At 59.1% G+C, this 21,065-nt stretch carries 18 protein-coding genes; 4 read left to right on the top strand and 14 right to left on the bottom strand.

Features of this window, described 5'->3' with window-relative positions; genetic code table 11:
• Positions 1-4: 4 nt before the first annotated feature.
• Positions 5-427 (bottom strand): hypothetical protein, encoded by a 423-nt coding sequence (locus tag KGA81_RS05520; RefSeq protein WP_223544895.1) that lies wholly within the window; start codon positions 425-427, stop codon positions 5-7.
• Between the two features lie 41 nt (positions 428-468).
• On the bottom strand, positions 469-891 hold the full coding sequence (locus tag KGA81_RS05515; RefSeq protein ID WP_223544894.1) for a hypothetical protein: 423 nt from the start codon (positions 889-891) through the stop codon (positions 469-471).
• Between the two features lie 59 nt (positions 892-950).
• Between KGA81_RS05515 and KGA81_RS05510 the strand changes: the two genes are divergently transcribed.
• The gene (locus tag KGA81_RS05510) at positions 951-2,048 is read left to right on the top strand and encodes an aminopeptidase (RefSeq protein WP_223544893.1); all 1,098 of its coding nucleotides are present in this window, start codon (positions 951-953) and stop codon (positions 2,046-2,048) included.
• Here the strand turns inward: KGA81_RS05510 and KGA81_RS05505 are convergent.
• The 4 genes from KGA81_RS05505 to KGA81_RS05490 form a co-directional block, all read right to left on the bottom strand.
• Positions 2,030-3,259 (bottom strand): nucleoside recognition domain-containing protein, encoded by a 1,230-nt coding sequence (locus tag KGA81_RS05505; RefSeq protein ID WP_223544892.1) that lies wholly within the window; start codon positions 3,257-3,259, stop codon positions 2,030-2,032. The genes KGA81_RS05510 and KGA81_RS05505 overlap by 19 nt on opposite strands.
• Before the next feature lie 191 nt (positions 3,260-3,450).
• On the bottom strand, positions 3,451-4,782 hold the full coding sequence (gene gltP, locus KGA81_RS05500) for a glutamate/aspartate:proton symporter GltP (protein WP_223544891.1): 1,332 nt from the start codon (positions 4,780-4,782) through the stop codon (positions 3,451-3,453).
• Positions 4,783-5,575: 793 nt separating this feature from the next.
• Entirely contained in the window at positions 5,576-5,740 is a 165-nt protein-coding gene (locus tag KGA81_RS05495) for a DUF1328 domain-containing protein (protein WP_223544890.1), read from the bottom strand.
• 70 nt (positions 5,741-5,810) lie between these two features.
• Positions 5,811-6,098, bottom strand: coding sequence for a hypothetical protein (locus KGA81_RS05490; RefSeq protein WP_223544889.1), 288 nt, complete (start codon positions 6,096-6,098; stop codon positions 5,811-5,813).
• 438 nt (positions 6,099-6,536) lie between these two features.
• Between KGA81_RS05490 and algB the strand changes: the two genes are divergently transcribed.
• On the top strand, positions 6,537-7,883 hold the full coding sequence (algB, locus tag KGA81_RS05485; RefSeq protein ID WP_223544888.1) for a sigma-54-dependent response regulator transcription factor AlgB: 1,347 nt from the start codon (positions 6,537-6,539) through the stop codon (positions 7,881-7,883).
• Between the two features lie 10 nt (positions 7,884-7,893).
• Positions 7,894-9,684 (top strand): ATP-binding protein, encoded by a 1,791-nt coding sequence (locus KGA81_RS05480; RefSeq protein WP_223544887.1) that lies wholly within the window; start codon positions 7,894-7,896, stop codon positions 9,682-9,684.
• A gap of 7 nt (positions 9,685-9,691) precedes the next feature.
• On the opposite strand, the gene KGA81_RS05475 is transcribed toward KGA81_RS05480, so the two are convergent.
• The 7 genes from KGA81_RS05475 to KGA81_RS05445 form a co-directional block, all read right to left on the bottom strand.
• Positions 9,692-11,311, bottom strand: coding sequence for an EAL domain-containing protein (locus KGA81_RS05475; RefSeq protein ID WP_223544886.1), 1,620 nt, complete (start codon positions 11,309-11,311; stop codon positions 9,692-9,694).
• A gap of 75 nt (positions 11,312-11,386) precedes the next feature.
• Positions 11,387-12,166 (bottom strand): N-acetylmuramoyl-L-alanine amidase, encoded by a 780-nt coding sequence (locus KGA81_RS05470; protein WP_223544885.1) that lies wholly within the window; start codon positions 12,164-12,166, stop codon positions 11,387-11,389.
• A gap of 92 nt (positions 12,167-12,258) precedes the next feature.
• Positions 12,259-14,253, bottom strand: a complete 1,995-nt coding sequence (locus KGA81_RS05465; RefSeq protein WP_223544884.1) for a GGDEF domain-containing protein — start codon at positions 14,251-14,253, stop codon at positions 12,259-12,261.
• Positions 14,250-15,128, bottom strand: coding sequence for an endonuclease/exonuclease/phosphatase family protein (locus KGA81_RS05460; RefSeq protein WP_223544883.1), 879 nt, complete (start codon positions 15,126-15,128; stop codon positions 14,250-14,252). Before KGA81_RS05460 ends, KGA81_RS05465 begins: the two co-directional genes overlap by 4 nt.
• Positions 15,129-15,142: 14 nt before the next feature.
• Positions 15,143-15,784: a thiol:disulfide interchange protein DsbA/DsbL gene (locus KGA81_RS05455; RefSeq protein ID WP_056726708.1), complete on the bottom strand. Its 642-nt coding sequence runs from the start codon at positions 15,782-15,784 to the stop codon at positions 15,143-15,145.
• A gap of 200 nt (positions 15,785-15,984) precedes the next feature.
• Positions 15,985-16,614: a c-type cytochrome gene (locus tag KGA81_RS05450; RefSeq protein WP_223544882.1), complete on the bottom strand. Its 630-nt coding sequence runs from the start codon at positions 16,612-16,614 to the stop codon at positions 15,985-15,987.
• 45 nt (positions 16,615-16,659) lie between these two features.
• Positions 16,660-16,950: a c-type cytochrome gene (locus tag KGA81_RS05445; RefSeq protein WP_095942973.1), complete on the bottom strand. Its 291-nt coding sequence runs from the start codon at positions 16,948-16,950 to the stop codon at positions 16,660-16,662.
• Between the two features lie 191 nt (positions 16,951-17,141).
• Here KGA81_RS05445 and yihA point away from each other — a divergent pair, with 191 nt between their 5' ends.
• Positions 17,142-17,786, top strand: coding sequence for a ribosome biogenesis GTP-binding protein YihA/YsxC (yihA, locus tag KGA81_RS05440; protein ID WP_008002192.1), 645 nt, complete (start codon positions 17,142-17,144; stop codon positions 17,784-17,786).
• 422 nt (positions 17,787-18,208) lie between these two features.
• Here yihA and polA read toward each other — a convergent pair whose 3' ends face one another.
• Positions 18,209-21,013, bottom strand: coding sequence for a DNA polymerase I (gene polA / locus KGA81_RS05435; RefSeq protein ID WP_223544881.1), 2,805 nt, complete (start codon positions 21,011-21,013; stop codon positions 18,209-18,211).
• Between the last annotated feature and the right edge of the window lie 52 nt (positions 21,014-21,065).

Raw genomic sequence — 21,065 nt, 5'->3', positions numbered from 1 at the left:
CACCTCACATCAAGCAGTAAGACTCCCGATCTTCTGCAACGATCTCCCGCTTGGTATTGTAAAGCCTGGCTTCAGGGATGAAGGCAATCGAGCGGCCTTCAAGCACATAACGTTGACCGGCTTCGAAATGATCGAAGTTGATGGTCAAGTAACATATGCGTTCAGAAGGGCCGCTCATCATGTTCAAGCCCCCGCCACCAGGTACTTCGAAGTCGAAGCGGACGATCAGTTCATGACTGCCGGGCATAACCTCAAAAAAGCGCCCGTCGGCCAAGCGTTGTTTATCCAGACGTTCAGCCATCAGCAACTTATCGTTAGGGAAGGGCGTGGAAAATTCGACCCAGGCCATCTTTGGATTAGCCGGCGGCATCGGGCTCTGACAACCAGCGACAATGCTGGCAGCCAGCAACAGCATCAACCTGTACATGATGAATGTCCCAAGTGGTTATACATTCAGCATAACGCCGATCAAGTGTGTTGACAGCCCGCAGGCGTGCCTTGGCCAACCACTTTTCGCTGTTGATCGTAGAGTTTCACCCAAGGCCGAAAGCCGATGTTCCCCGCCTGTAGCCGATAACGCTCGCCCGCGTTGAAGTCGTTGAATTTCACGTTCAACTGGCAATCGCGCCACAACAGTTCGGCATCAGGTCCGATGTTGGTGGGCTGGACCGAAAACTGGTAGCGGACCGTCAGCTCATGGCTACCGGGTTGGACCTGAAAATAACGTTTGTCGTCGGTGGCCTTGTCATCGACCTCCAGCGCCTGCAGAGTCGTATCTTCTTGCTTCGAGTCCAGGTCGATCCAGGCTTGCGCAGGATCAGGGCGGGGTAGTCCGAAAAAAGCACAGCCGGCCAGCATCAGCAGGCCTCCTGTCAGTATCAACGCGCGCATAGCGGAGCTCCAGTCAGCCGGGATAGTCTTGTGGAAAGACTCTCCAAGGAAGAATTATTGTGATCAGGCCGCTTCCTAGCCTTGGCTTACTTGATCGCGTTTTTCGCGTTTTGTTTCCGGGCGTTTTGTTTTTGTTGCTCAACGGTTGCGCCAGCGTCAGCTACTACAACCAACTGGCCAGCGGCCAACTGCAGTTGCTGCGGGCCAGGGAGCCGGTTTCCAGCGTGATTGCCGACCCGGCGCACGATCAAAAACTGCGCACACACCTGGAGCAATCGCAAAAAGCCCGAACGTTCGCCAGCCAGCAATTGCACCTGCCGGATAACCAGAGTTACCGCTTGTACGCGGACATTGGGCGTCCCTTCGTGGTCTGGAATGTCTTCGCCACGCCGGAATTCTCTCTCAAGCCCGTAAACCACTGCTTCCCCATCGCCGGTTGCGTGGCCTATCGCGGTTACTACAGCCAGAGTGCGGCCCGTGGCGAAGCAGCTTTGCAACGCTTGCAGGGCATGGACGTGTCGGTTGGCGGCGTCGAGGCCTATTCGACACTCGGCTGGTTCAACGACCCGATCATCAGTTCGATGATGGGCTGGGGGGACGAGCGACTGGCCACGCTGATCTTTCACGAGCTGGCCCATCAACGCGTCTATGTGAAGGACGACACAGAGTTCAACGAGTCCTTCGCCACCTTCGTCGAGCAGGAAGGTACCCGCCAATGGCGCGCCTATCGCCAACTGCCACCGGATAACAATGCGCAGGCGCGTCAGCGCGACCAGTTCACTGCCCTAGTGCTCAAGACCCGCACCCGACTGGAAAAGCTCTACACCTTGCCGCTGCCAACCGGACAAATGCGCCAGCGCAAGGCTGCCGAGTTCGAGCGCTTGCGTAGTGAATACCGGCAATTGCGTGACAGTCAGTGGGCCGCAGACAAGCGCTACGACGCCTGGATCTATGCTCCGATGAACAATGCCCGGCTATTGCCGTTTGGTTTATACGACCAATGGGTACCGGCTTTTGCTGCGCTGTTCCATCAGGAGAATGGCGACTGGCTCCAATTTTACGCCACCGTGGAAAAACTCGGCGCCTTGCCGGCGGGCGAGCGCAAGGCGGCGCTCAGAGCATTGGCTGACGGGACCGATCAACCAAAGAACCAATAGCAAACTCCGATTGCACCCAGTACCCCGGCCAGCTCCGCCAGCAATGCACAACCGACTGCATGGCGTGCGCGCTGGATGCCCACGGAGCCGAAGTACACCGCCAGGACATAAAACGTCGTCTCGGTACTGCCCTGGACCGTTGCCGCCACCAGCGCCGGGAAGCTGTCGACGCCCGAGGTCTTCATGGTTTCGATCAGCATCGCCCGGGCAGCGCTACCGGAGAAGGGTTTGACCATCGCCGTCGGCAGCGCATCGACGAATCGCGTGTCCCATCCGGCCCATGCGACCAGATGGCGAATCCCGTCCAGGCCGAAGTCCAGCGCACCGGAGGCACGCAATACGCCCACCGCGCAGAGCATCGCCACCAGGTAGGGCAGCAGGTTCTTGGCGACGTCGAACCCCTCTTTGGCACCCTCGATGAAGGCCTCGTAGACCTTCACCTTACGCAGCGCACCGATCAGCAGAAACAGCATGATCAGGCCAAACAGCGTCAGATTGCCGAGGATCGATGACAGACCGGCCAGCGCGGTCGCCGAAAGGGTCGCCAGTAACGCCATGAACCCACCAAGGGCGAGGGCACCGGGGATCATGTAAGCCAGCACCACGGGGTCCCAGATGCGCAGGCGCTGCATGAACGCCACCGACAGGAAGCCGACAATGGTCGAGCAACTGGTCGCCAACAGGATCGGCAGGAACACCAGCGTCGGGTCGGGCGCGCCTTGCTGGGCGCGATACATGAAGATGGTCACCGGTAGCAGGGTCAGCGAGGAGGCGTTGAGCACCAGGAACAGGATCTGTGCGTTGCTGGCAGCGGTCGCGCTGGGATTGAGTTCTTGCAGCGCTTTCATGGCCTTCAGACCGATCGGCGTGGCGGCGTTGTCCAGACCCAGGCCGTTGGCGGCAAAGTTCAGGGTGATCAGGCCGATGGCCGGATGACCCGGCGGGACTTCAGGCATCAGGCGCAGAAACAGTGGCCCCAGGGCCTTGGCCAGCCATTCGACGATCCCGGCTTTCTCGGCAATGCGCAAAAAACCGAGCCAGAGGGTGAGGGTGCCAAACAGCAGCACCATGACTTCGACCGACAGCTTGGCCATGGCAAAAATGCTTTCCACCATTGCCGCGAAAATCCCGGCATTACCGCCGATCAGCCACTGCGCCAGCGCCGATACGGCTGCCACGATGAAGAAGCCAAGCCACAGGCCATTGAGCATCAGTCAAATCCCCCCAAAAGATGCGCGAATGATAGCGGGGTGGCCAGAAACGACAAACCCCGGATTTCTCCGGGGTTTGTCGTAGGAGCGAGCTTGCTCGCGATGGACGTCAACGATGACGCGGGCATTCTGGATATGCGCGGTGCTCCTGCCACCATCGCGAGCAAGCTCGCTCCTACAGGGGATTTATGTCAGTTGCGGGAAACTTCACCCGCTGGCAGTTTTTCCTTGCTGCGCCAGTGCGGCAGGGAGTTCCAGTAGCGCTGGCCCTTGGCGTCGTCGTACATCCCTTCCCAACGAGCGATAACCAGAACAGCCAGGGCGTTGCCGATCACGTTCAGTGCGGTACGGGCCATGTCCATGACGCGGTCGACACCGGCGATGAACGCCAGGCCTTCCAGTGGAATACCGACGCTGCCAAGGGTCGCCAGCAGTACCACGAAGGACACGCCCGGTACGCCGGCGATGCCTTTGGAGGTGACCATCAACGTCAGTACCAGCAACAGTTGTTGGCTGATCGACAGGTCGATGCCGTACAGCTGGGCAATGAAGATCGCCGCAATGCTTTGGTACAGGGTCGAACCGTCGAGGTTGAACGAGTAACCGGTCGGCACCACGAAGCTGCAAATGGCTTTCGGCGCGCCGTAGGCTTCCATCTTCTCGATCACGCGCGGCAGCACGGTTTCGGAGCTGGCCGTGGAGTAGGCCAGCACCAGCTCATCCTTGAAGATGCGCATCAGCTTGATCACCGAGAAGCCGAACAGGCGAGCGATCAGGCCCAGGACCACGAAAGCGAAGAAGGCGATGGCGACGTAAACCAGAACCACCAGTTTGGCCAGCGGTATCAGCGACGCGAAGCCGAAGTTGGCCACGGTTACCGCGATCAGTGCGAACACGCCGATCGGGGCGTAGTTCATGATCATGTGAGTGACCTTGAACATGCTTTCCGATACACCCTGGAACATCTTCACCAGCGGCTCGCGCAGGTCCGCCTGCAGGCTCGACAAACCGAGACCGAACAATACGGAGAAGAAGATGATCGGCAGCATTTCGCCGCGAACCATGGCCGCGAAGATGTTCGACGGGATCAGGTTGAGGATGGTTTGGACGAACGCGTGTTCATGCTGAACCTCGGCCGCCGTAGCCTGGTACTTGGAAATGTCCACAGTGCCCAGGGTGCTCATGTCGATGCCGGCACCCGGATGGAACAGGTTGGCCAGCAACAGACCGACCACGATGGCGATGGTGGTGACGATCTCGAAGTAGATGATGGTCTTGAAGCCGATACGCCCCAGCTTCTTGGCATCACCGACGCCGGCAATGCCGACGATCAGGGAGGAGATGACGATCGGAATCACGATCATCTTGATCAGACGGATGAAGATATCGCCTGCCGGTTGCAGGACGTTGCTGATCCACCAGGCTTTTTCGGCACTGAAATGGTTGAGCAGCGCACCGATTGCAATCCCCAATACCAGACCGATGAGGATCTGCCAGGCGAGGCTAAGCTTTGCCTTCTTCATATCTTTACCCTTACTTATTGTTTGACTCAGGGAGATGCACGAACTGGAACGCTTGTGGCGAAAAAGTCTAGTGCATCTTCCCCCCGTATAAGGTGCCCCGGAACGCGTGTTTACGGCTTTCTGGCAGGCGAAAAAAGGCGCAACTATTCCGATGCAAGCAAGCGCCGTCTAATGCTGTAAACGCCTACCCTATGCCGAATCGGCATGAGGTTTTTTTAGTGAACCGTACGTCCCAACCGGTTCGAATGCGACATTTCGGCAGGCATAAGTGCCGTGAACCGGCCATCACAGAGCAGATTGAATGTTTTTCGAGCAGTGGCCGAGGGTTGATTTTGCAGCAGAATCCCGCAGGACGAAGCGAAAAATCGCAGCCAAAAAAAGGTGATTTTTCTCGATATACGGTCGCTGGTGAAACACCGGGAAAAGTATTTTCCGACATAACCAGGACAAGGATGCGATAACGCTGATGACACCGAGACGAACGCTCTATTTCAATGTGTTGCGTGATCAAGCCCTTCGTAAGCCCGTCGAGCCATAACGGTCCGACGAACTTGCGAAGCAGCTTCTCCTGACCTGGCCCTTGCGCAGGCACCCCCTGTACCCGTAGGTCACTCCGCCCCTGAAACAGGCAGAACGTCCCGGCCCCTTGGTCATGCGCCAGCCTTCCTCAGGTGACGCAGGTGGAAAGAGGCGCAGTGGCCTCCCTCATGTGCGAACTCAATAGCCGCTCTGATCTTTCTTCAGTTGCCTCATCAACAGGGCGGCAGCCAGTTTCTTGAACAAACCGTTCATGTCAGCTTCGACCGCGACGGCCAAAGAAGAAGGAAGCAACGAACATCACCAGGAACACGACAAACAGAATCTTGGCGATACCTGTGGCAGTGCCCGCGATACCACCGAAACCCAGTACGGCAGCGACGATGGCGATGACCAGGAATGTGATGGCCCAGCTCAACATGGTATTTCTCCTTACGCTTGTGTTTAGAGGTGCTGCGTTTCCCGGCGCATCGGTTGCGCAGAAATTTTGCCTAGAACACCCAACGTTCCTGATGACGTATCTCACCCACAGGCCCGGCCTCGTCGACACTCATCATGCGCATCAGGGTGCTATCGGCCTGACCGCTGCTGACCGCGCGGAAATGGGTTTGGGTCGGACGCTGAATCGACAGACGTGGCGTTTCAGTCTGCTGGTCGTGCTCCCAGCGCTGAAACTGTTGGCCGCCGATCAGGGTGATCAACAGCGCCAGTGCAGCGAACAGTCCTTGCTGGATATGCACAGGCGAAAGGTGCCGGTGGGCGGCACGTTGACGGTTCATCCTGGAGCTCCTGCCACTCGGGTCGGTATGCGATAGCGGGCGTATGTTTCTGAATGCCCTGGTTAACCAGACAATTGCAGCCCGCATGCCAGCCTTGATTCGATTTAATTCCCTTTTATTTCAATACCTTATAATCAATCAAAAAATCACCTCGCACGCATCCTGCACGATGCCACTTGCGTAGTCGTGCGTATTGCACGATTCGTTTGAAGGAAAACGTAAATTTTTTGAATTGAGAGGAGGGCGCGGATGTCAGAAATACACGCTGGTTTTTGTAAGAAACCGGGCATCCAATAAAGGACCGGCGAAATCAGGTGGCAAAGCGATACATCGGATGAAAGCTACCCTGCCATGACAGGAATGGCTCAGAATCAATCATGCAACTTGCCCGATTTCTCTGAGACTAAACAAAGGTTATTCATTAAGGAGCGTAGGAAAATGGAATCAGCCACTGAGCATCAAGGCCGCATTCTGCTGGTGGATGATGAGTCCGCCATCCTGCGTACTTTCCGTTATTGCCTCGAAGACGAAGGCTACAGCGTGGCCACCGCTACCAGCGCCGCGCAGGCAGAAGCCCTGTTGCAGCGACAGGTCTTCGACTTGTGCTTCCTCGATTTGCGCCTGGGTGAAGACAACGGCCTCGATGTGCTGGCCCAGATGCGTATTCAGGCGCCCTGGATGCGGGTGGTGATCGTCACAGCGCACTCAGCCGTCGACACCGCAGTGGATGCGATTCAGGCCGGTGCCGCCGACTATCTGGTCAAACCGTGCAGCCCCGATCAATTGCGGCTGGCAACCGCCAAGCAATTGGAAGTGCGGCAGCTGTCGGCGCGACTGGAAGCCCTGGAAGGTGAAGTACGCAAGCCCAAGGATGGTCTGGACTCCCACAGCCCGGCCATGAAAGTGGTACTCGAAACTGCCCGCCAGGTTGCCACCACCGATGCCAATATCCTGATTCTTGGTGAATCCGGTACCGGCAAGGGTGAACTGTCCCAAGCCATTCACGGTTGGAGCAAACGCGCGAAGAAATCCTGCGTCACGATCAACTGCCCGTCGCTGAACGCTGAACTCATGGAAAGCGAACTTTTCGGCCACAGCCGCGGCGCCTTCACCGGTGCCAGCGAAAGCACCTTGGGCCGAGTCAACCAGGCTGACGGCGGTACACTGTTTCTCGACGAGATCGGCGACTTTCCCCTGACATTGCAACCGAAGTTGCTGCGTTTCATTCAGGACAAGGAATATGAGCGTGTCGGTGATCCGGTGACCCGTCGCGCCGATGTGCGCATCCTTGCGGCCACCAACCTCAACCTTGAGGACATGGTCCGCGACGGTCGCTTCCGTGAAGACCTGCTCTATCGCCTGAATGTCATTACCTTGCACCTGCCACCGCTACGCGAGCGCCGCGAAGATATTATCAACCTCGCCGATCGTTTCCTCGCACGCTTCGTCAAGGAATACGCCCGTCCCGCGCGCGCCTTCAGCGACGAGGCCCGGGAAGCACTGCTGGGCTATCGTTGGCCGGGCAACATCCGTGAGCTACGCAACGTGATCGAGCGGGCAAGCATCATCTGTCCGCAGGAGCGGGTCGAGATCAGTCATCTGGGCATGGCCGAAACCCCGGTCCACAACGCACCGCGTATCGGCGCGGCACTGAGCCTGGATGAGCTGGAGAAAGCTCACATCGGCGCGGTCCTCGCCACCGCCGATACCCTGGATCAAGCGGCGAAAACCCTGGGCATCGACGCCTCGACGCTGTACCGCAAACGCAAACAGTACAACTTGTGAGCAACAGCGGATGAAACTGGCGATGAAATTGCGGACCCGGCTGTTCCTGAGCATCTCCGCACTGATGACCATCGCGTTGCTCGGGCTCTTGCTCGGGCTGGTCAGCGTGATGCAGATGGCCGGCAGCCGGGAAGCGCCCACCCGCAACGACTTCGTCACTCTGGACCTGGGGCTCAAGCTGCGTCAGACCCTGGGAGATCAACTGATCCTCATGCTCAGCGAGAAACCTGACTCCGCCGCTTTCGCCGCCTCGAAGCAGCATTACTTCGAACTGCTGGAGGAAGGCATCGCCCAGGAACCAGCGCAGTCCACAGACGAGTACGGTTTCAGAAAAGCCAAGGCCGACTACGAGCGCTTTATCCAGGCTTATGAAACATCCCCGGACTCGTCGAATGTGCTCGGCAGCCACGGCAATCTGACGGAAAAGTTCAACGCGCTACGCAATGGCCTGATCGCCGAGCACAAGCGCGCACTGGATAACATCAACGATACCGAGCGGCAGACCCGGGAGCAGGCGCTGCTGATTGCCGGGTTGCTTGGCCTGGTGGGGCTGGCGGTGCTGATCGTCGGCTTCGTGACCGCGCAGGCCATCGCCCGGCGCTTCGGGGAGCCCATCGAGGCTTTGGCCAAGGCGGCGGACAATATCGGCCAGGGCAATTACGATGTCACCCTGCCGATCTCTTCGGCGGTGGAGCTGAACCAACTGACCCGGCGTTTCGGGATCATGGCCCAAGCGCTGCGTGAGCATCAGGCCACTAACGTCGATGAACTGCTGGCCGGTCAGCAGCGTTTGCAGGCCGTGCTCGACAGCATTGACGACGGACTGCTGATGATTGACCGTCAGGGTCATCTGGAACACCTTAACCCTGTGGCCCAGCGTCAGCTGGGCTGGGAATCCGATCGTCTGGGTCTAGGGTTGGGCACGGCGATGGAGCGCCCCGAACTCGATGAGCAGCTACAACTGGTGCTGCGCGGCGGCACGCTGGAGCGGGTGCCGGAGGACCTGAGCATCGAAGTCGATGGCGAGTCGCGACTACTGACCTATAGCCTCACCCCGGTAAGCCATACCCAGGGACATATTCTCGGTGCCGTGATGGTGCTGCATGACGTCACGGAACAGCGTGCCTTCGAACGGGTACGCAGTGAATTTGTATTGCGCGCCTCCCATGAGTTGCGCACACCGGTTACCGGCATGCACATGGCTTTCGGATTGTTCCGCGAGCGCGCTCACTTTGCCCCGGATTCCCGGGAAGCCGACCTGCTCGATACCGTGAATGAACAGATGCAGCGGCTGATGCAGTTGATCAATGACCTGCTGAATTTCTCCCGCTACCAGAACGGTTTGCAGAAACTCACCCTGGCGCCATGTTCCATCGAAGCATTGCTGGAACAGGCTCAATCGCGCTTTGCCAAATCGGCCGAAGAGAAGGAAATCAGTCTGCTGGTGGAAGTGCAGGGGCCTTTGCCGCGGTTACAGGCCGACCGGCCACAACTGGACCGGGTACTCGACAACTTGCTCGACAATGCCTTGCGTCACACCGGCGCCGGCGGACGGATACGCTTGCAGGCCCGGCGCCACGGCGACCGGGTCATCATCAGTGTCGAGGACAACGGCGAAGGCATCGCTTACGGTCAACAGGGGCGGATCTTCGAGCCGTTCGTACAAGTCGGACGCAAGAAGGGAGGAGCCGGGCTCGGCCTGGCCTTGTGCAAGGAAATCGTGCAATTGCATGGCGGGCGCATGGGCGTCTACTCCCGGCCGGGGCAAGGTACTCAGTTCTACATGGCGCTGGCCGTTTAGCTCACCTTCACGCCTTGTCATCCAGACGTCGGCCAGCGCCCGCCCGGCGTCGGCCCTGGGTGATCAACTCAATGAACTGCACGGCGCTCAGCGCGCGGGCGAACAGCCACCCCTGGCCGAACTTCACGCCTTCACTGCTGAGGAATTCGGCCTGGGCCTCATGTTCGATGCCTTCGGCAATCACCTTCAGATGCAGCGACTGGGCCATGTGAATGATGTGCGGGGCCACACCACTGCTTGCGGCGTCATGGCCCAACGCATCGATGAACGCCTTGTCGATTTTCAGGCAATCCACCGGCAGGGTTTGCAAATAGGCGAGGCTGCAATAGCCGGTGCCGAAGTCATCGATCAGCACCTGGTGCCCGACATCCCGCAACGATTGCAGGTTTTCCCGGGCCACCACTACATCCACCAGCCCGCGCTCGGTGACCTCAAAGGCAATTTGCTGCGCAGCGACACGGTGCAGGGTCAGCAACCGCGCCATCACCTGACCAATCCGCGGAACCATCACATCACACGCCGCGAGATTGACCGAGATGTACAGTTGCGGGTTGGCACGCAGCAACTGGCCGAGTTGCTCGAGCAGGCGTTGCAGGACGAAGTCTGTCATCTGGCGAATCTGCCCGGTGTTCTCCGCCATCGGAATGAACAGGTCGGGACTGGTCAGAGTACCGTCCGGCCTGCGCCAGCGTAGCAGCGCTTCAGCCCCGACACAGTTGCGGCTATCGAGGTCGAAGATCGGTTGATACAGCACCTGCAACTCGCCACGGCGAATCGCGCCGGTCAGTTCGGCATCCAGCGACTGCCGCTGGCGCACCAGCAGGAACACCAGGAACCCAACGCATATGCCCAGCGCAAGGCTGGCCGGCAGCAGCCACCACCAGACCGTCGGGATATGCACGCCGTTACGCGGGCTGATCAACACCAATTGATATTCCGGGTTGTCGGTGGGCATGCGGTATATCAGGCGTGTCTGGGTTATCTGCAGAGCATCACGGTTTCTCGGTGGCCAGGCCTCGGTCGGCGGCCAGGCTTGAGAAGCGCCCAGCACCGGAATCGCGCGCGCGCCATGGTCAAGGACCACCAGCAGACTGCTGCCTGGCGACAGGTCGACCATATCGGTCAAATGCCCGCGAGAGGTCGCAACCCGGAAATTCCCGCGCCCGAGCATCAGCGCGGCGCGGTTTTCGTCGGGTTCGGTGGTGGTGTTGAGCCAATAGCTGTAAGTCGGGCCTTTGATGTCTGGCGATCGACTCAGCGACAGCCCTTCCTGGCGAGGGCGATTGGAACAGATTCGCGAGGAGTCCATGTAGGCGGCTTCGTAGACGAAGCGATAATTGAACGTAACCTGTTGCAAGGTCGCGATCATTTCCGCATCGCAGCCGCGCAACGGCTGCGCCTCAAGGTCGTCAAGGCTTTCGCGTAGTTGCCCGAAGAGCTGTTCCAGGCGGGCGAGGAAGCGCTCACCCTGAGCATTCATTTCTTCGCTTTCGTTTTGCTCGATCTGGTGAATGGCGACGAACAGGCTGCCGGCCATCAGTAACGTTGCGCTCAAGACAGCAGACATCAGCCCCAGAAACCAGGGGCGATGGAACCAACTACGGAAAGTCTCTCGAGCAGCAGGCATGGTGTAATATCCGAAGTATTACCAATGAGTTATAGCTGCTGATTGGGAAAACGCCCGCACCGTCGGGCGGCGTCATTATTTTGTCTGATTCAACACCAAAAGTAGCGCTGCAGTTTGCGCATCCGGAGTGCCATCGAAGCGCGCCGGACGGAAATGCATCTGGAATGCCGCTATCACATGCCGTGTCGCGACATCGAGCTCGCCGGTTTGTGGCGAGGCATAACCCAGTCGGGCCAATTGAGCCTGAAACCAGCTGATGCCCGGCAACTGTCCGGCGAACCGCATTTGCTGCCGCGCCACCGACTGTTCGTTCGGCCAGATGCCCAGGCCTTCGGCGGCCAGACGCTTCCAGGGGAACAGCGGCCCCGGGTCCAGCTTGCGCAATGGCGCAATATCGCTATGGCCAATGATGTCGCGAGGCCTTATGCCATGGCGTTTGCTGATGTCCTTGAGCAATACGATCAAGGACTGGACCTGATCTTCGGTGTAGGGGTACCACACGCGTCCGGTCGGGGTGTCCTCGAAGCCCGGGTTGACGATTTCGATACCGATGGAACTGGAATTCAGCCAGGTCCGGCCATTCCACTCGCTCTCGCCGGCGTGCCAGGCCCGCACATTTTCATCCATCAGCTTGTAGATGGTGGCGCCCTTGTCGTCGCCGATCAGGTAATGGCTGCTGACTTCACCGTGGGTCAGCAGTTGCAACGAACGCTCCAGCGAGGCGTTGGTGTAATGCACCACCACGAACTGCACACGGCTGTCGTAATTGACTGAGGGATGACTGGTGTCAAAACGGGGACCGCTGGCGCAGCCGGCCAGCAGAATCAGTGACGCGATCAGAGCAAAATATTTCATGGCGAAGGCAGTACACACAAGACGATAACGCAACAGTGTAACGTAATGCCTGGCGGGCTGACGGCAATCGAACAAAATGGAACAATTGACGATCAGCCCGGCTCCACGCGGTTGCGTCCGGCATTTTTTGCGCGATACAGCGCCTGATCGGCTCTTTTAAGCGCTTGATCGCCGTGCTCTCCCGGCCTGAACGCCGTCATTCCGATAGACACGGTGATGGTCACCGGCTCTCCCTTGAAATGGAACGGACAGGCCTCAATCGAGGCACGCAAGCTTTCCAGCAACTTCAGCCCCGCCGCCGGCACCGTGGATGGCATTAACAGCACAAACTCTTCGCCGCCAAACCGCGCAATGAAATCCGTCCCGCGTAGACGCTTGCGCAACACACTGGCGATGATTTTCAGCACTTTGTCACCAGCCAGGTGCCCATAGTTATCATTGATACGCTTGAAATGATCGAGGTCGAGCATGGCCAGCAGCAGCGTGTTGCCATGTTGCCGCCATTGTGTGACGTCATGATCCAGGCGCTCGCTCCAGGCCGCGCGGTTGGGCAGACCGGTCAACGGGTCGACCAATGCCTTCTGACGCTGCTCTTCAAGGTGCTCACGGTAACCCTGGGCCTCCTGCTCCATATGGGCAACCCGCTCAGCCAGGCTGTGCAAGCGCGTAGCGACCTCCTGCTCGCGCTCATCACGCTGTTTCTGGTGCTGGTCCATGGTGCCCAGCAAGCCTTCGAGATGGTTTTCCAGGACGTGCTTGAGATCTTCCAGGTCCGCGGCTTCCTGCATGCTGCTTTGCAAGCCATCGACCTGCTCGCGGATCTGCGTGTCCATCTGTCGCGCAGCCGAACGGTTGTCGGCGTGCCCTGCGGTGGCGGCCTGCAAGTTGCTCTGGAACGACTCGAGGCGCTCGTTCAATCGTTGCAGATAGGCTTCGAACTCATGCTGACCGCTGTCGGTAATGGCCAGCATCAACGTGGCAAAGTCGTCGAGGATCGGCAGCAATTCGTACCAGTTCAAACCGTTTTTCAGACGATCACGCATGGATTCGGCTTGCGGACGATAACGTTCGGGCAATGTCAGGTCTTCGAGCAGCCCTAGCAACGTGTCTTCGATGTGACCGGCCACGGAACTGTAGGAGGGCTCGGGGGAGTCCGGGAGTGCGTAGAGAATGTCATGTTCGGATGGCGCCTGATCGGTGGCGACCACGCCCTCCGTCGGAATCGGAGGCAAGGGCGAGTTATCCGGCGATGCTTGCGCGGTCAGCTCGTCGGGGTTTGGTTCCGACTCAGAAGGCGTCACGAAGGTTTGCGGAGCGGGTTGCTCGGCCGATTCGATTTCTGTCGCGGCTGCACTGGTTGGTTGAGGCTCCGCGGCCGGGGGTGCAAAAGCCACGGCTGGCTCAGTCGGCGCGGACTCGTCCTCAGCTCGCTCAACAGCGGATACCTCGCAGGTTGCTGGCTCAATCACGACCGGGGCCGACTCGATAATCGCCGCAGGGCTCTCGGCTACAGTGGCAGCCAGCACAGGAGAAGTAACCGTTGAGGCCGCCGTCTCCTCCACTTCACGACCGCCGAACAACCGTTGCAGCAAGCCAGGCCGATCGGGTTCCGCCGGGGCTTCCAGCTGGCTAAGGGCCTTGCCTTGCAAGCCGCTCAACTCGCTGAGCAGCAAGGGTATCTCACGTGCCTGACTGACCCGCGCCTCCAGTTGCCTGGCAAAACTCTTGAGTGGCCGGCTCACATCCCGTGGCAGCGGCAATGTTTGCAACTGGGTGACCAGTGCAGTCAGGGCGGCACTGGTCTGGCTGACCCGGGTTTCCCGACGCTGTTCAGAGTCGAGCACGGCTTTTTCCAGGCGTGGAATCAGCGCGGCCAGGCCGGCGTCCATGTCGTCGGTACGCACGACCTCACGCATTTCCTTCATGCATTGGTCAACGGCGCGGTCAGTACCTTCCGCCGCCAGGGTGCTGCGCACCAGCCCACGACGCAGCAAGTCGAGCCGTGCGTCCCAGCGACGTTCGAGCTTTTCCTGTTGTTCGATGCTTTTGAGGTATTTCTCTTTCCAGCGCTGTGCTTCGTCGCTCATTCAGAGGTTCCGCGAAGGGCAGGACTCAACGCGGGAATTGCATCGGCCGTGAGCGAACCCGGCAAACGAATCTCTACCGCGACTGGCAGGTGATCGGAAATGGGCTGTGCCAGTACCTCGACCTTTTCCAGGGTCAGGCTCGGGCTCAGCAGGATATGGTCCAGACAGCGCTGCGGGCGCCAACTGGGAAACGTCGCTTCCAGTTGCGGCGCAAGCAGGCCGAGATCGCGCAACGCGGAGTTTTGCAGCAGGTCACTGGCATGGGTGTTCATGTCGCCCATCAGTACCCGATGCTTGTAGTCGCCAATCAACTCGCGGATGTAGGCCAGTTGCAGGCTGCGCGCCCGGGCGCCCAACGCCAGGTGCATCATGACCACCACCAGCGCTTCCGGGCCTTCGCCGAACCGTACCAGAATGGCTCCGCGACCTTTTGGCCCCGGCAACGGATGATCTTCAATGGCCCACGGGCGCAATCGACTGAGCACGCCATTGCTGTGCTGGGCCAGGCGACCAAGGTTGCGATTGAGTTGTTGATACCAGTAGGGGAAGGCGCCGAGCTGGGCCAGGTGTTCGACTTGATTGACGTAGCCTGACCGCAGGCTGCCGCCATCGGCTTCCTGCAAGGCGACCAGATCGAAATCGCCCAGCAGATTGCCGATTTTCTGCAGATTGTCGGCACGCCCGTTATGCGGCAGCAGGTGCTGCCAGCCCCGGGTCAGGTAATGCCGATAACGCTCGGTACTGATGCCGACCTGGATATTGAAGCTGAGCAAGCGCAGACGACTGTCTACGGGCAGGCCCGTAGACTCCAGATGATGCTCGTTGACCCGCGGATCATGCCGGCCAACGACGCGTTCGGTACCCCATCGGCGCATGGCAGCGACTGCCCTTAGTTGGCGGCAGCCTTGTTAGCCGCTCGCTCTTTGTCGATCAGTTTGTCGGCCAGTTGCAGGGCCTGTTCGGCACCGCCGGCGGAACCCACGTCAAAGCGGTACTTGCCATTGACGATCATGGTTGGAACGCCGGAGATTTCGTACTTCTTGGCCAGCTCACGAGCCTTGACGATCTGCCCCTTGATAGCGAAAGAGTCGAAAGTCGCAAGGAACTTGTCCTTGTCCACGCCTTGGGTAGCGAGGAAGTCGGCCATGTCGTTCTTGTCGGTCAGTTTCTTGTGTTCTTTCTGAATGGCATTGAATACCGCGGCGTGAACATTGTGCTCGACACCCATGGCTTCAAGGGTCAGGAACATCTGACCGTGAGCGTCCCACGGGCCACCGAACATGGCTGGAATGCGCACGAAGTTCACGTCCGAAGGCAGCTTCTCGACCCACGGATTGATCACTGGCTCGAAGGCGAAGCAATGCGGGCAGCCGTACCAGAACAGCTCTACCACTTCGATCTTGCCAGGCACGGCGACCGGAACAGGGTTGGTCAGTTCGACATAAGGTGCGGCGGGGGCGTCAGCGGCCTGGGCAGTCATGCCGAACAGGCTGGCAGCGGCAAAAACGGCGCTGATGATCAGATTACGCATGCTTCACTCCTGGACAAATTTTATCGCCTCGCGCGACTTGTTATCGGACAGATCCTGGCGGGCTTGAGTTCTGTAGTGTAACGGCAGCAGCCACAAAAAAGGGCGGCCAAGGCCACCCTTTTTATACTTGCTGTCGCGGATTAATCGAGCGTTAACGTTGCAGGCGACAAGCACCCTGTTCAACGCCCGATCCGTCGGCCTTAGTGCAGGCCTTGAATGTAGCTGGACACCGCGGCGATGTCTTCGTCGCTCAGTTTCTTGGCAATGGTCTGCATGGTTTTGGCATCGCCGTCGTTGGTGCGGCCGCCTTCTTCCTTGCGGAAGTCGGTCAGTTGCTTGGCGATGTATTGAGCGTGCTGGCCGCCGAGGTGCGGGAAACCGGCAGCCGTGTTACCTGCGCCATTTGGCGAATGACACCCGGTGCAGGCTGGCATCCCCTTGGCCAGGTCGCCGCCACGGAACAGGGCTTCACCGCGAGCGACAACTTTCGGATCGGCGGCACCGACGCTGCCTTTCTGGCTGGCGAAGTAAGCGGCGATATCCGCCAGGTCCTGATCGCTCAGGTTGGTCAGCAGACCGGTCATTTCCAGAACGGTGCGTTTGCCCGACTTGATGTCGTGCAATTGCTTGGTCAGGTAACGTTCGCCCTGACCCGCCAGTTTTGGAAAGTTTGGCGCCATGCTGTTGCCATCCGGGCCGTGGCAGGCGCCACAGACGGCGGCTTTGGCCTGGCCGGCTTTTGCATCACCCGGTTGTACTGCCTCACCTGCAGCATGGGCCATGCCGGAGATGCCCACGGTCAACAGCAGACTCACGATCAATTTCTTCATCAGCTAATCCAACTACGGCTAAGGGTTAAGAGTTATGGACCGGGCTTACTCGCTCATCCAAAGGATGATGGCTTGGTAATCCTCGGCACTGCAGTCCATGCACAAACCACGCGGCGGCATCGCCTTGAAACCCTGGGTCACGTGTTGCACCAGCGTCTCCATACCTTTCGCCAACCTCGGCGTCCAGGCTTCCTGATCGCCTTTTTTCGGCGCCATGGGGAGTTGGCCGGAATGACAGGCACCACAAACACGGTTGTACACAGCTTGCGGATCCTGTGTAGCCTGAGCGCTGTAAAGCGGCATCAAGACACCGGCAGCTAGCAGCCATTTCGTCATAAAACGACCTTTTCAGGGTTGAGAGCGTGCTGCGTTCTAGTGCGCAATCAAGGCCTGTCGCTCTCGTGAACTTCATCCTACGCTGGGACAAAGCGCACACAAAATCTGCGGCATTATATACTGACGTCACTGAAACGGAAGCGACACTGCTTGCCGCACCCATTCCTGGCGCCGCCCACATCGGAAATCCCATGCAACTCAAGAATCCCATCCTCGGTCTGTGCCAACAGTCCACCTTCATGCTCAGCGCCGCCAAAGTCGACCAATGTCCGGATGACGAGGGCTTCGAAGTCGCCTTCGCCGGGCGTTCCAACGCCGGCAAGTCGAGTGCCCTGAACACCCTGACCCACGCCAGCCTGGCGCGCACCTCGAAAACCCCGGGACGCACGCAACTGTTGAATTTCTTCAAGCTAGACGATGAACGCCGTCTGGTCGACCTGCCAGGCTACGGTTATGCAAAAGTACCGATCCCGCTCAAGCAACACTGGCAGCGTCACCTGGAGGCGTACCTGGGTGGTCGCGAGAGTTTGAAAGGTCTGATCCTGATGATGGACATCCGCCATCCGATGACCGATTTCGACCTGCTGATGCTCGACTGGGCCGTGGCTGCCGGCATGCCGATGCACATTCTGCTGACCAAAGCGGACAAACTGACCTATGGCGCGGCCAAGAACACGCTGCTCAAGGTTCAGGCAGAAATCCGCAAGGGCTGGGGTGATCTGGTGACAATCCAGCTGTTTTCGGCCCCGAAACGCATGGGCCTGGAGGATGCCTACACCGTACTGGCTGGATGGATGGAGCTGGCGGACAAGGGTGCCGAAGTAGAGGCCCAGTAAGTGCCGGGAAAACTGCCTGCGTGCGCCACAGGCAGTTTTCTCGAGGCAAAAAAAACCCCGGACTTCATATGGGGAGGGAGAAGTTCCGGGGTTCAAGCTCTAGACCGCTAGGGCGGGGTCCAGATATCTGCCAACACTTAACACAACATAGGAGCATCGAAGGGCTTCACCAGCCATTCAGTAACTCTGAGTGGTGGCTCACAAGATTAGTTCAGATTTTTTTCAAATAGCTTTGAAATAACTATAAGCGCCTTCCGGACTAAGCGATTTGCGCCCTTCTGCCGCGGCACTATGCCGCAGCAGAACACGACAATTCTCTGTAGGAGCGAGCTTGCTCCGGGCGGCGTTCCGACGATGGAATTTCAGTCGAAATCGATGTGTCTGACACTCCATCGCGAGCGAGCTCGCTCCTACAAGAAGGCTCAGTGAGCCTCATCCCAGTTATTTCCGACCCCCACTTCGACCAGCAACGGGACATCCAGTTTCGCGGCCTCGCTCATGTGCACGCGAATTTCATCGCGAACCTGGTCGACCAGGTCTTCACGCACCTCAAGCACCAGTTCATCGTGCACCTGCAAAATGACTTTGGCGTCGAGGCCAGACGCGGTCAGCCAGTTATCCACTGCAACCATGGCTTTCTTGATGATGTCCGCAGCGGTGCCTTGCATCGGTGCGTTGATCGCCGTGCGTTCCGCGGCGGCGCGCTCTTGCGGCTTGTTGGAGTTGATATCCGGCAGGTACAGGCGACGGCCGAAGAGTGTCTCCACGTAACCTTGTTCCGCCGCCTGCGCACGGGTGCGCTCCATGTACTGGCGAACGCCGGGATATCGGGTGAAGTAGGTATCGATGTAGGCCTTGGCGGTCTTGGTGTCGACACCGATGTCCTTACCGAGCTTCTGCGCGCCCATGCCGTAGATCAGGCCGAAGTTGATCGCCTTGGCGCTGCGGCGCTGGTCGGAGGTAACGTCCGCCAGTTCGACCTTGAACACTTCGGCGGCGGTCGCGGTGTGCACGTCCAGATTGTGGCGGAAGGCGTTCATCAGCCCTTCGTCCCGGGAAAGGTGCGCCATGATCCGCAGTTCGATCTGCGAATAGTCCGCCGCCAGCAGCTTGTAACCTGCCGGGGCCACGAAGGCCTGGCGAATGCGACGCCCTTCGGCGGTGCGTACCGGAATGTTCTGCAGGTTCGGATCGCTGGAGGACAGCCGCCCGGTGGACGCCACTGCCTGGTGGTACGAGGTATGGATCCGCCCGGTACGCGGGTTGATCTGCTCCGGCAGACGGTCTGTGTAAGTGCTTTTCAGCTTACTCATGGTGCGGTATTCCATGAGCACTTTGGGCAATCGATAGTCGTCTTCAGCCAGTTTGGCCAGCACCTCTTCGGCGGTGGACGGCTGGCCCTTGGCGGTTTTCTTCAATACCGGCAAGCCAAGCTTTTCGTAAAGGATCACGCCCAGTTGCTTGGGCGAACCGAGGTTGAATTCCTCGCCGGCAATTTCGAAGGCTTCACGCTCCAGCGCCACCATCTTGTCGCCCAGCTCGATGCTTTGCACACCCAGCAGGGTGGCGTCGACAAAAGCGCCCTGGCGCTCGATACGCGCCAGCACCGGCACCAGCGGCATTTCGATGTCGGTCAGCACGCTGGCCAGACTTGGAATGGCCGACAGTTTTTCGAACAGGGTCTGGTGCAGACGCAAGGTGATATCCGCATCTTCAGCGGCGTAAGGCCCGGCCTGCTCCAGGGCGATCTGATCGAACGTCAGCTGTTTCACGCCTTTGCCGGCGATGTCCTGGAAACTCACCGTGGTGTGGTCCAGATACTTCTGCGCCAGGCTGTCCATGTCATGGCGCGTGGCCGTGGAGTTGAGCACGTAGGACTCGAGCATGGTGTCGAAGGCGATGCCGCGTACGGTAATGCCATTGTCCTGATCGCCGCCGATGGCGCAGTTGGCCAGGATGTTCATGTCGAACTTGGCGTGCTGGCCGACCTTGAGTTTGTTCGGGTCCTCCAGAATCGGCTTGAGCGCACGCAGGACAGTGTCGCGGTCCAGCTGTTGCGGCACGCCGATGTAGGAATGGGTCAACGGGATGTAGGCTGCTTCGTTGGCCTGAACCGCGAATGACAGGCCCACCAGTCGTGCCTGCTGCGCATCGATGCCGGTGGTTTCGGTGTCGAAGGCAAACAGTTTGGCGTTTTTCAGTTTTTCCAGCCAGGCATCGAACCGCGTCTGATCGAGGATGGTTTCATAGGCAGCTTCAGCAGCAGCGGCCGGTGCTTCGGGCTCTGGTTCGCTGAACAGATCGCCGGCCGGTGCAGGCTCGGCGGCAGCGCTCAGTTCCAGCCGTTTGGCGTCGCGATCAAGGTCGTTCAGCCAGCTCTTGAATTCCAGCAGGGTGTACAGCTCGTAGAGTTTGGCCGGATCTTCAGGACCCATTTGCAAGTCGTCAAGCCCAACGTCCAGCGGCACATCGATCTTGATGGTCGCCAGCTGATAGGAAAGGAATGCCATCTCCTTGTGCTCTTCAAGCTTGGCCGGCAGGTTCTTGGCGCCACGAATCGGCAGGGTAGGCACGATGTCGAGTTGCGCATAGAGTTCGGTCAGGCCGCCGTTCACACCCACCAGCAGGCCGGACGCGGTCTTGGGACCGATACCCGGAACACCCGGAATGTTATCGGACGAATCGCCCATGAGCGCCAGATAATCGATGATCTGCTCGGGAGCGACGCCGAATTTCTCCTTCACGCCCTCCACATCCATGCTGCTACCGGTCATGGTATTGACCAAGGTAATGTGACCGTCGACCAGTTGCGCCATGTCCTTGTCACCGGTGGAGATGATCACCGGACGATCCGCCGCCGCGCTGCTGCGGGCCAGAGTGCCGATCACGTCATCGGCCTCGACGCCTTCGACGCACAGCAGCGGGAAGCCCAGGGCGATCACGCTCTGGTGCAGCGGCTCGATCTGCACGCGCATGTCGTCAGGCATGCTCGGACGGTTGGCCTTGTATTGGGCGTACATGTCATCGCGAAAAGTCCCACCCTTGGCGTCGAACACCACGGCGAACGGACTGTCCGGATACTGCTTGCGCAGGCTCTTGAGCATGTTCAAGACGCCCTTGACCGCGCCGGTCGGCAGGCCTTTGGACGTGGTCAGCGGCGGCAGCGCGTGAAAGGCGCGGTACAGGTAAGAAGAACCGTCCACCAGGACGAGGGGGGCTTGGCTCATGAGCAGGATCAACCTTTTCGGCGGGTCCGGCGCTAGAATAGCGGGACCGTTG

The sequence above is a fragment of the Pseudomonas sp. A-B-19 genome, assembly GCF_019947515.1.
Lineage (GTDB): Bacteria > Pseudomonadota > Gammaproteobacteria > Pseudomonadales > Pseudomonadaceae > Aquipseudomonas.
The sequence above is the reverse complement of the archived record's forward strand: the minus strand, read 5'-3'. Positions and strand labels throughout refer to the sequence as shown.

Bases quoted from the DNA above. Each gene is read 5' to 3' on its own strand.
- KGA81_RS05520 (WP_223544895.1), bottom strand. From the start codon at position 427: ATGTACAGGTTGATGCTGTTGCTGGCTGCCAGCATTGTCGCTGGTTGT.
- KGA81_RS05515 (WP_223544894.1), bottom strand. From the start codon at position 891: ATGCGCGCGTTGATACTGACAGGAGGCCTGCTGATGCTGGCCGGCTGT.
- KGA81_RS05505 (WP_223544892.1), bottom strand. From the start codon at position 3,259: ATGCTCAATGGCCTGTGGCTTGGCTTCTTCATCGTGGCAGCCGTATCG.
- gltP (WP_223544891.1), bottom strand. From the start codon at position 4,782: ATGAAGAAGGCAAAGCTTAGCCTCGCCTGGCAGATCCTCATCGGTCTG.
- KGA81_RS05495 (WP_223544890.1), bottom strand. From the start codon at position 5,740: ATGTTGAGCTGGGCCATCACATTCCTGGTCATCGCCATCGTCGCTGCC.
- KGA81_RS05490 (WP_223544889.1), bottom strand. From the start codon at position 6,098: ATGAACCGTCAACGTGCCGCCCACCGGCACCTTTCGCCTGTGCATATC.
- algB (WP_223544888.1), top strand. From the start codon at position 6,537: ATGGAATCAGCCACTGAGCATCAAGGCCGCATTCTGCTGGTGGATGAT.
- KGA81_RS05480 (WP_223544887.1), top strand. From the start codon at position 7,894: ATGAAACTGGCGATGAAATTGCGGACCCGGCTGTTCCTGAGCATCTCC.
- KGA81_RS05475 (WP_223544886.1), bottom strand. From the start codon at position 11,311: ATGCCTGCTGCTCGAGAGACTTTCCGTAGTTGGTTCCATCGCCCCTGG.
- KGA81_RS05470 (WP_223544885.1), bottom strand. From the start codon at position 12,166: ATGAAATATTTTGCTCTGATCGCGTCACTGATTCTGCTGGCCGGCTGC.
- KGA81_RS05465 (WP_223544884.1), bottom strand. From the start codon at position 14,253: ATGAGCGACGAAGCACAGCGCTGGAAAGAGAAATACCTCAAAAGCATC.
- KGA81_RS05460 (WP_223544883.1), bottom strand. From the start codon at position 15,128: ATGCGCCGATGGGGTACCGAACGCGTCGTTGGCCGGCATGATCCGCGG.
- KGA81_RS05455 (WP_056726708.1), bottom strand. From the start codon at position 15,784: ATGCGTAATCTGATCATCAGCGCCGTTTTTGCCGCTGCCAGCCTGTTC.
- KGA81_RS05450 (WP_223544882.1), bottom strand. From the start codon at position 16,614: ATGAAGAAATTGATCGTGAGTCTGCTGTTGACCGTGGGCATCTCCGGC.
- KGA81_RS05445 (WP_095942973.1), bottom strand. From the start codon at position 16,950: ATGACGAAATGGCTGCTAGCTGCCGGTGTCTTGATGCCGCTTTACAGC.
- yihA (WP_008002192.1), top strand. From the start codon at position 17,142: ATGCAACTCAAGAATCCCATCCTCGGTCTGTGCCAACAGTCCACCTTC.
- polA (WP_223544881.1), bottom strand. From the start codon at position 21,013: ATGAGCCAAGCCCCCCTCGTCCTGGTGGACGGTTCTTCTTACCTGTAC.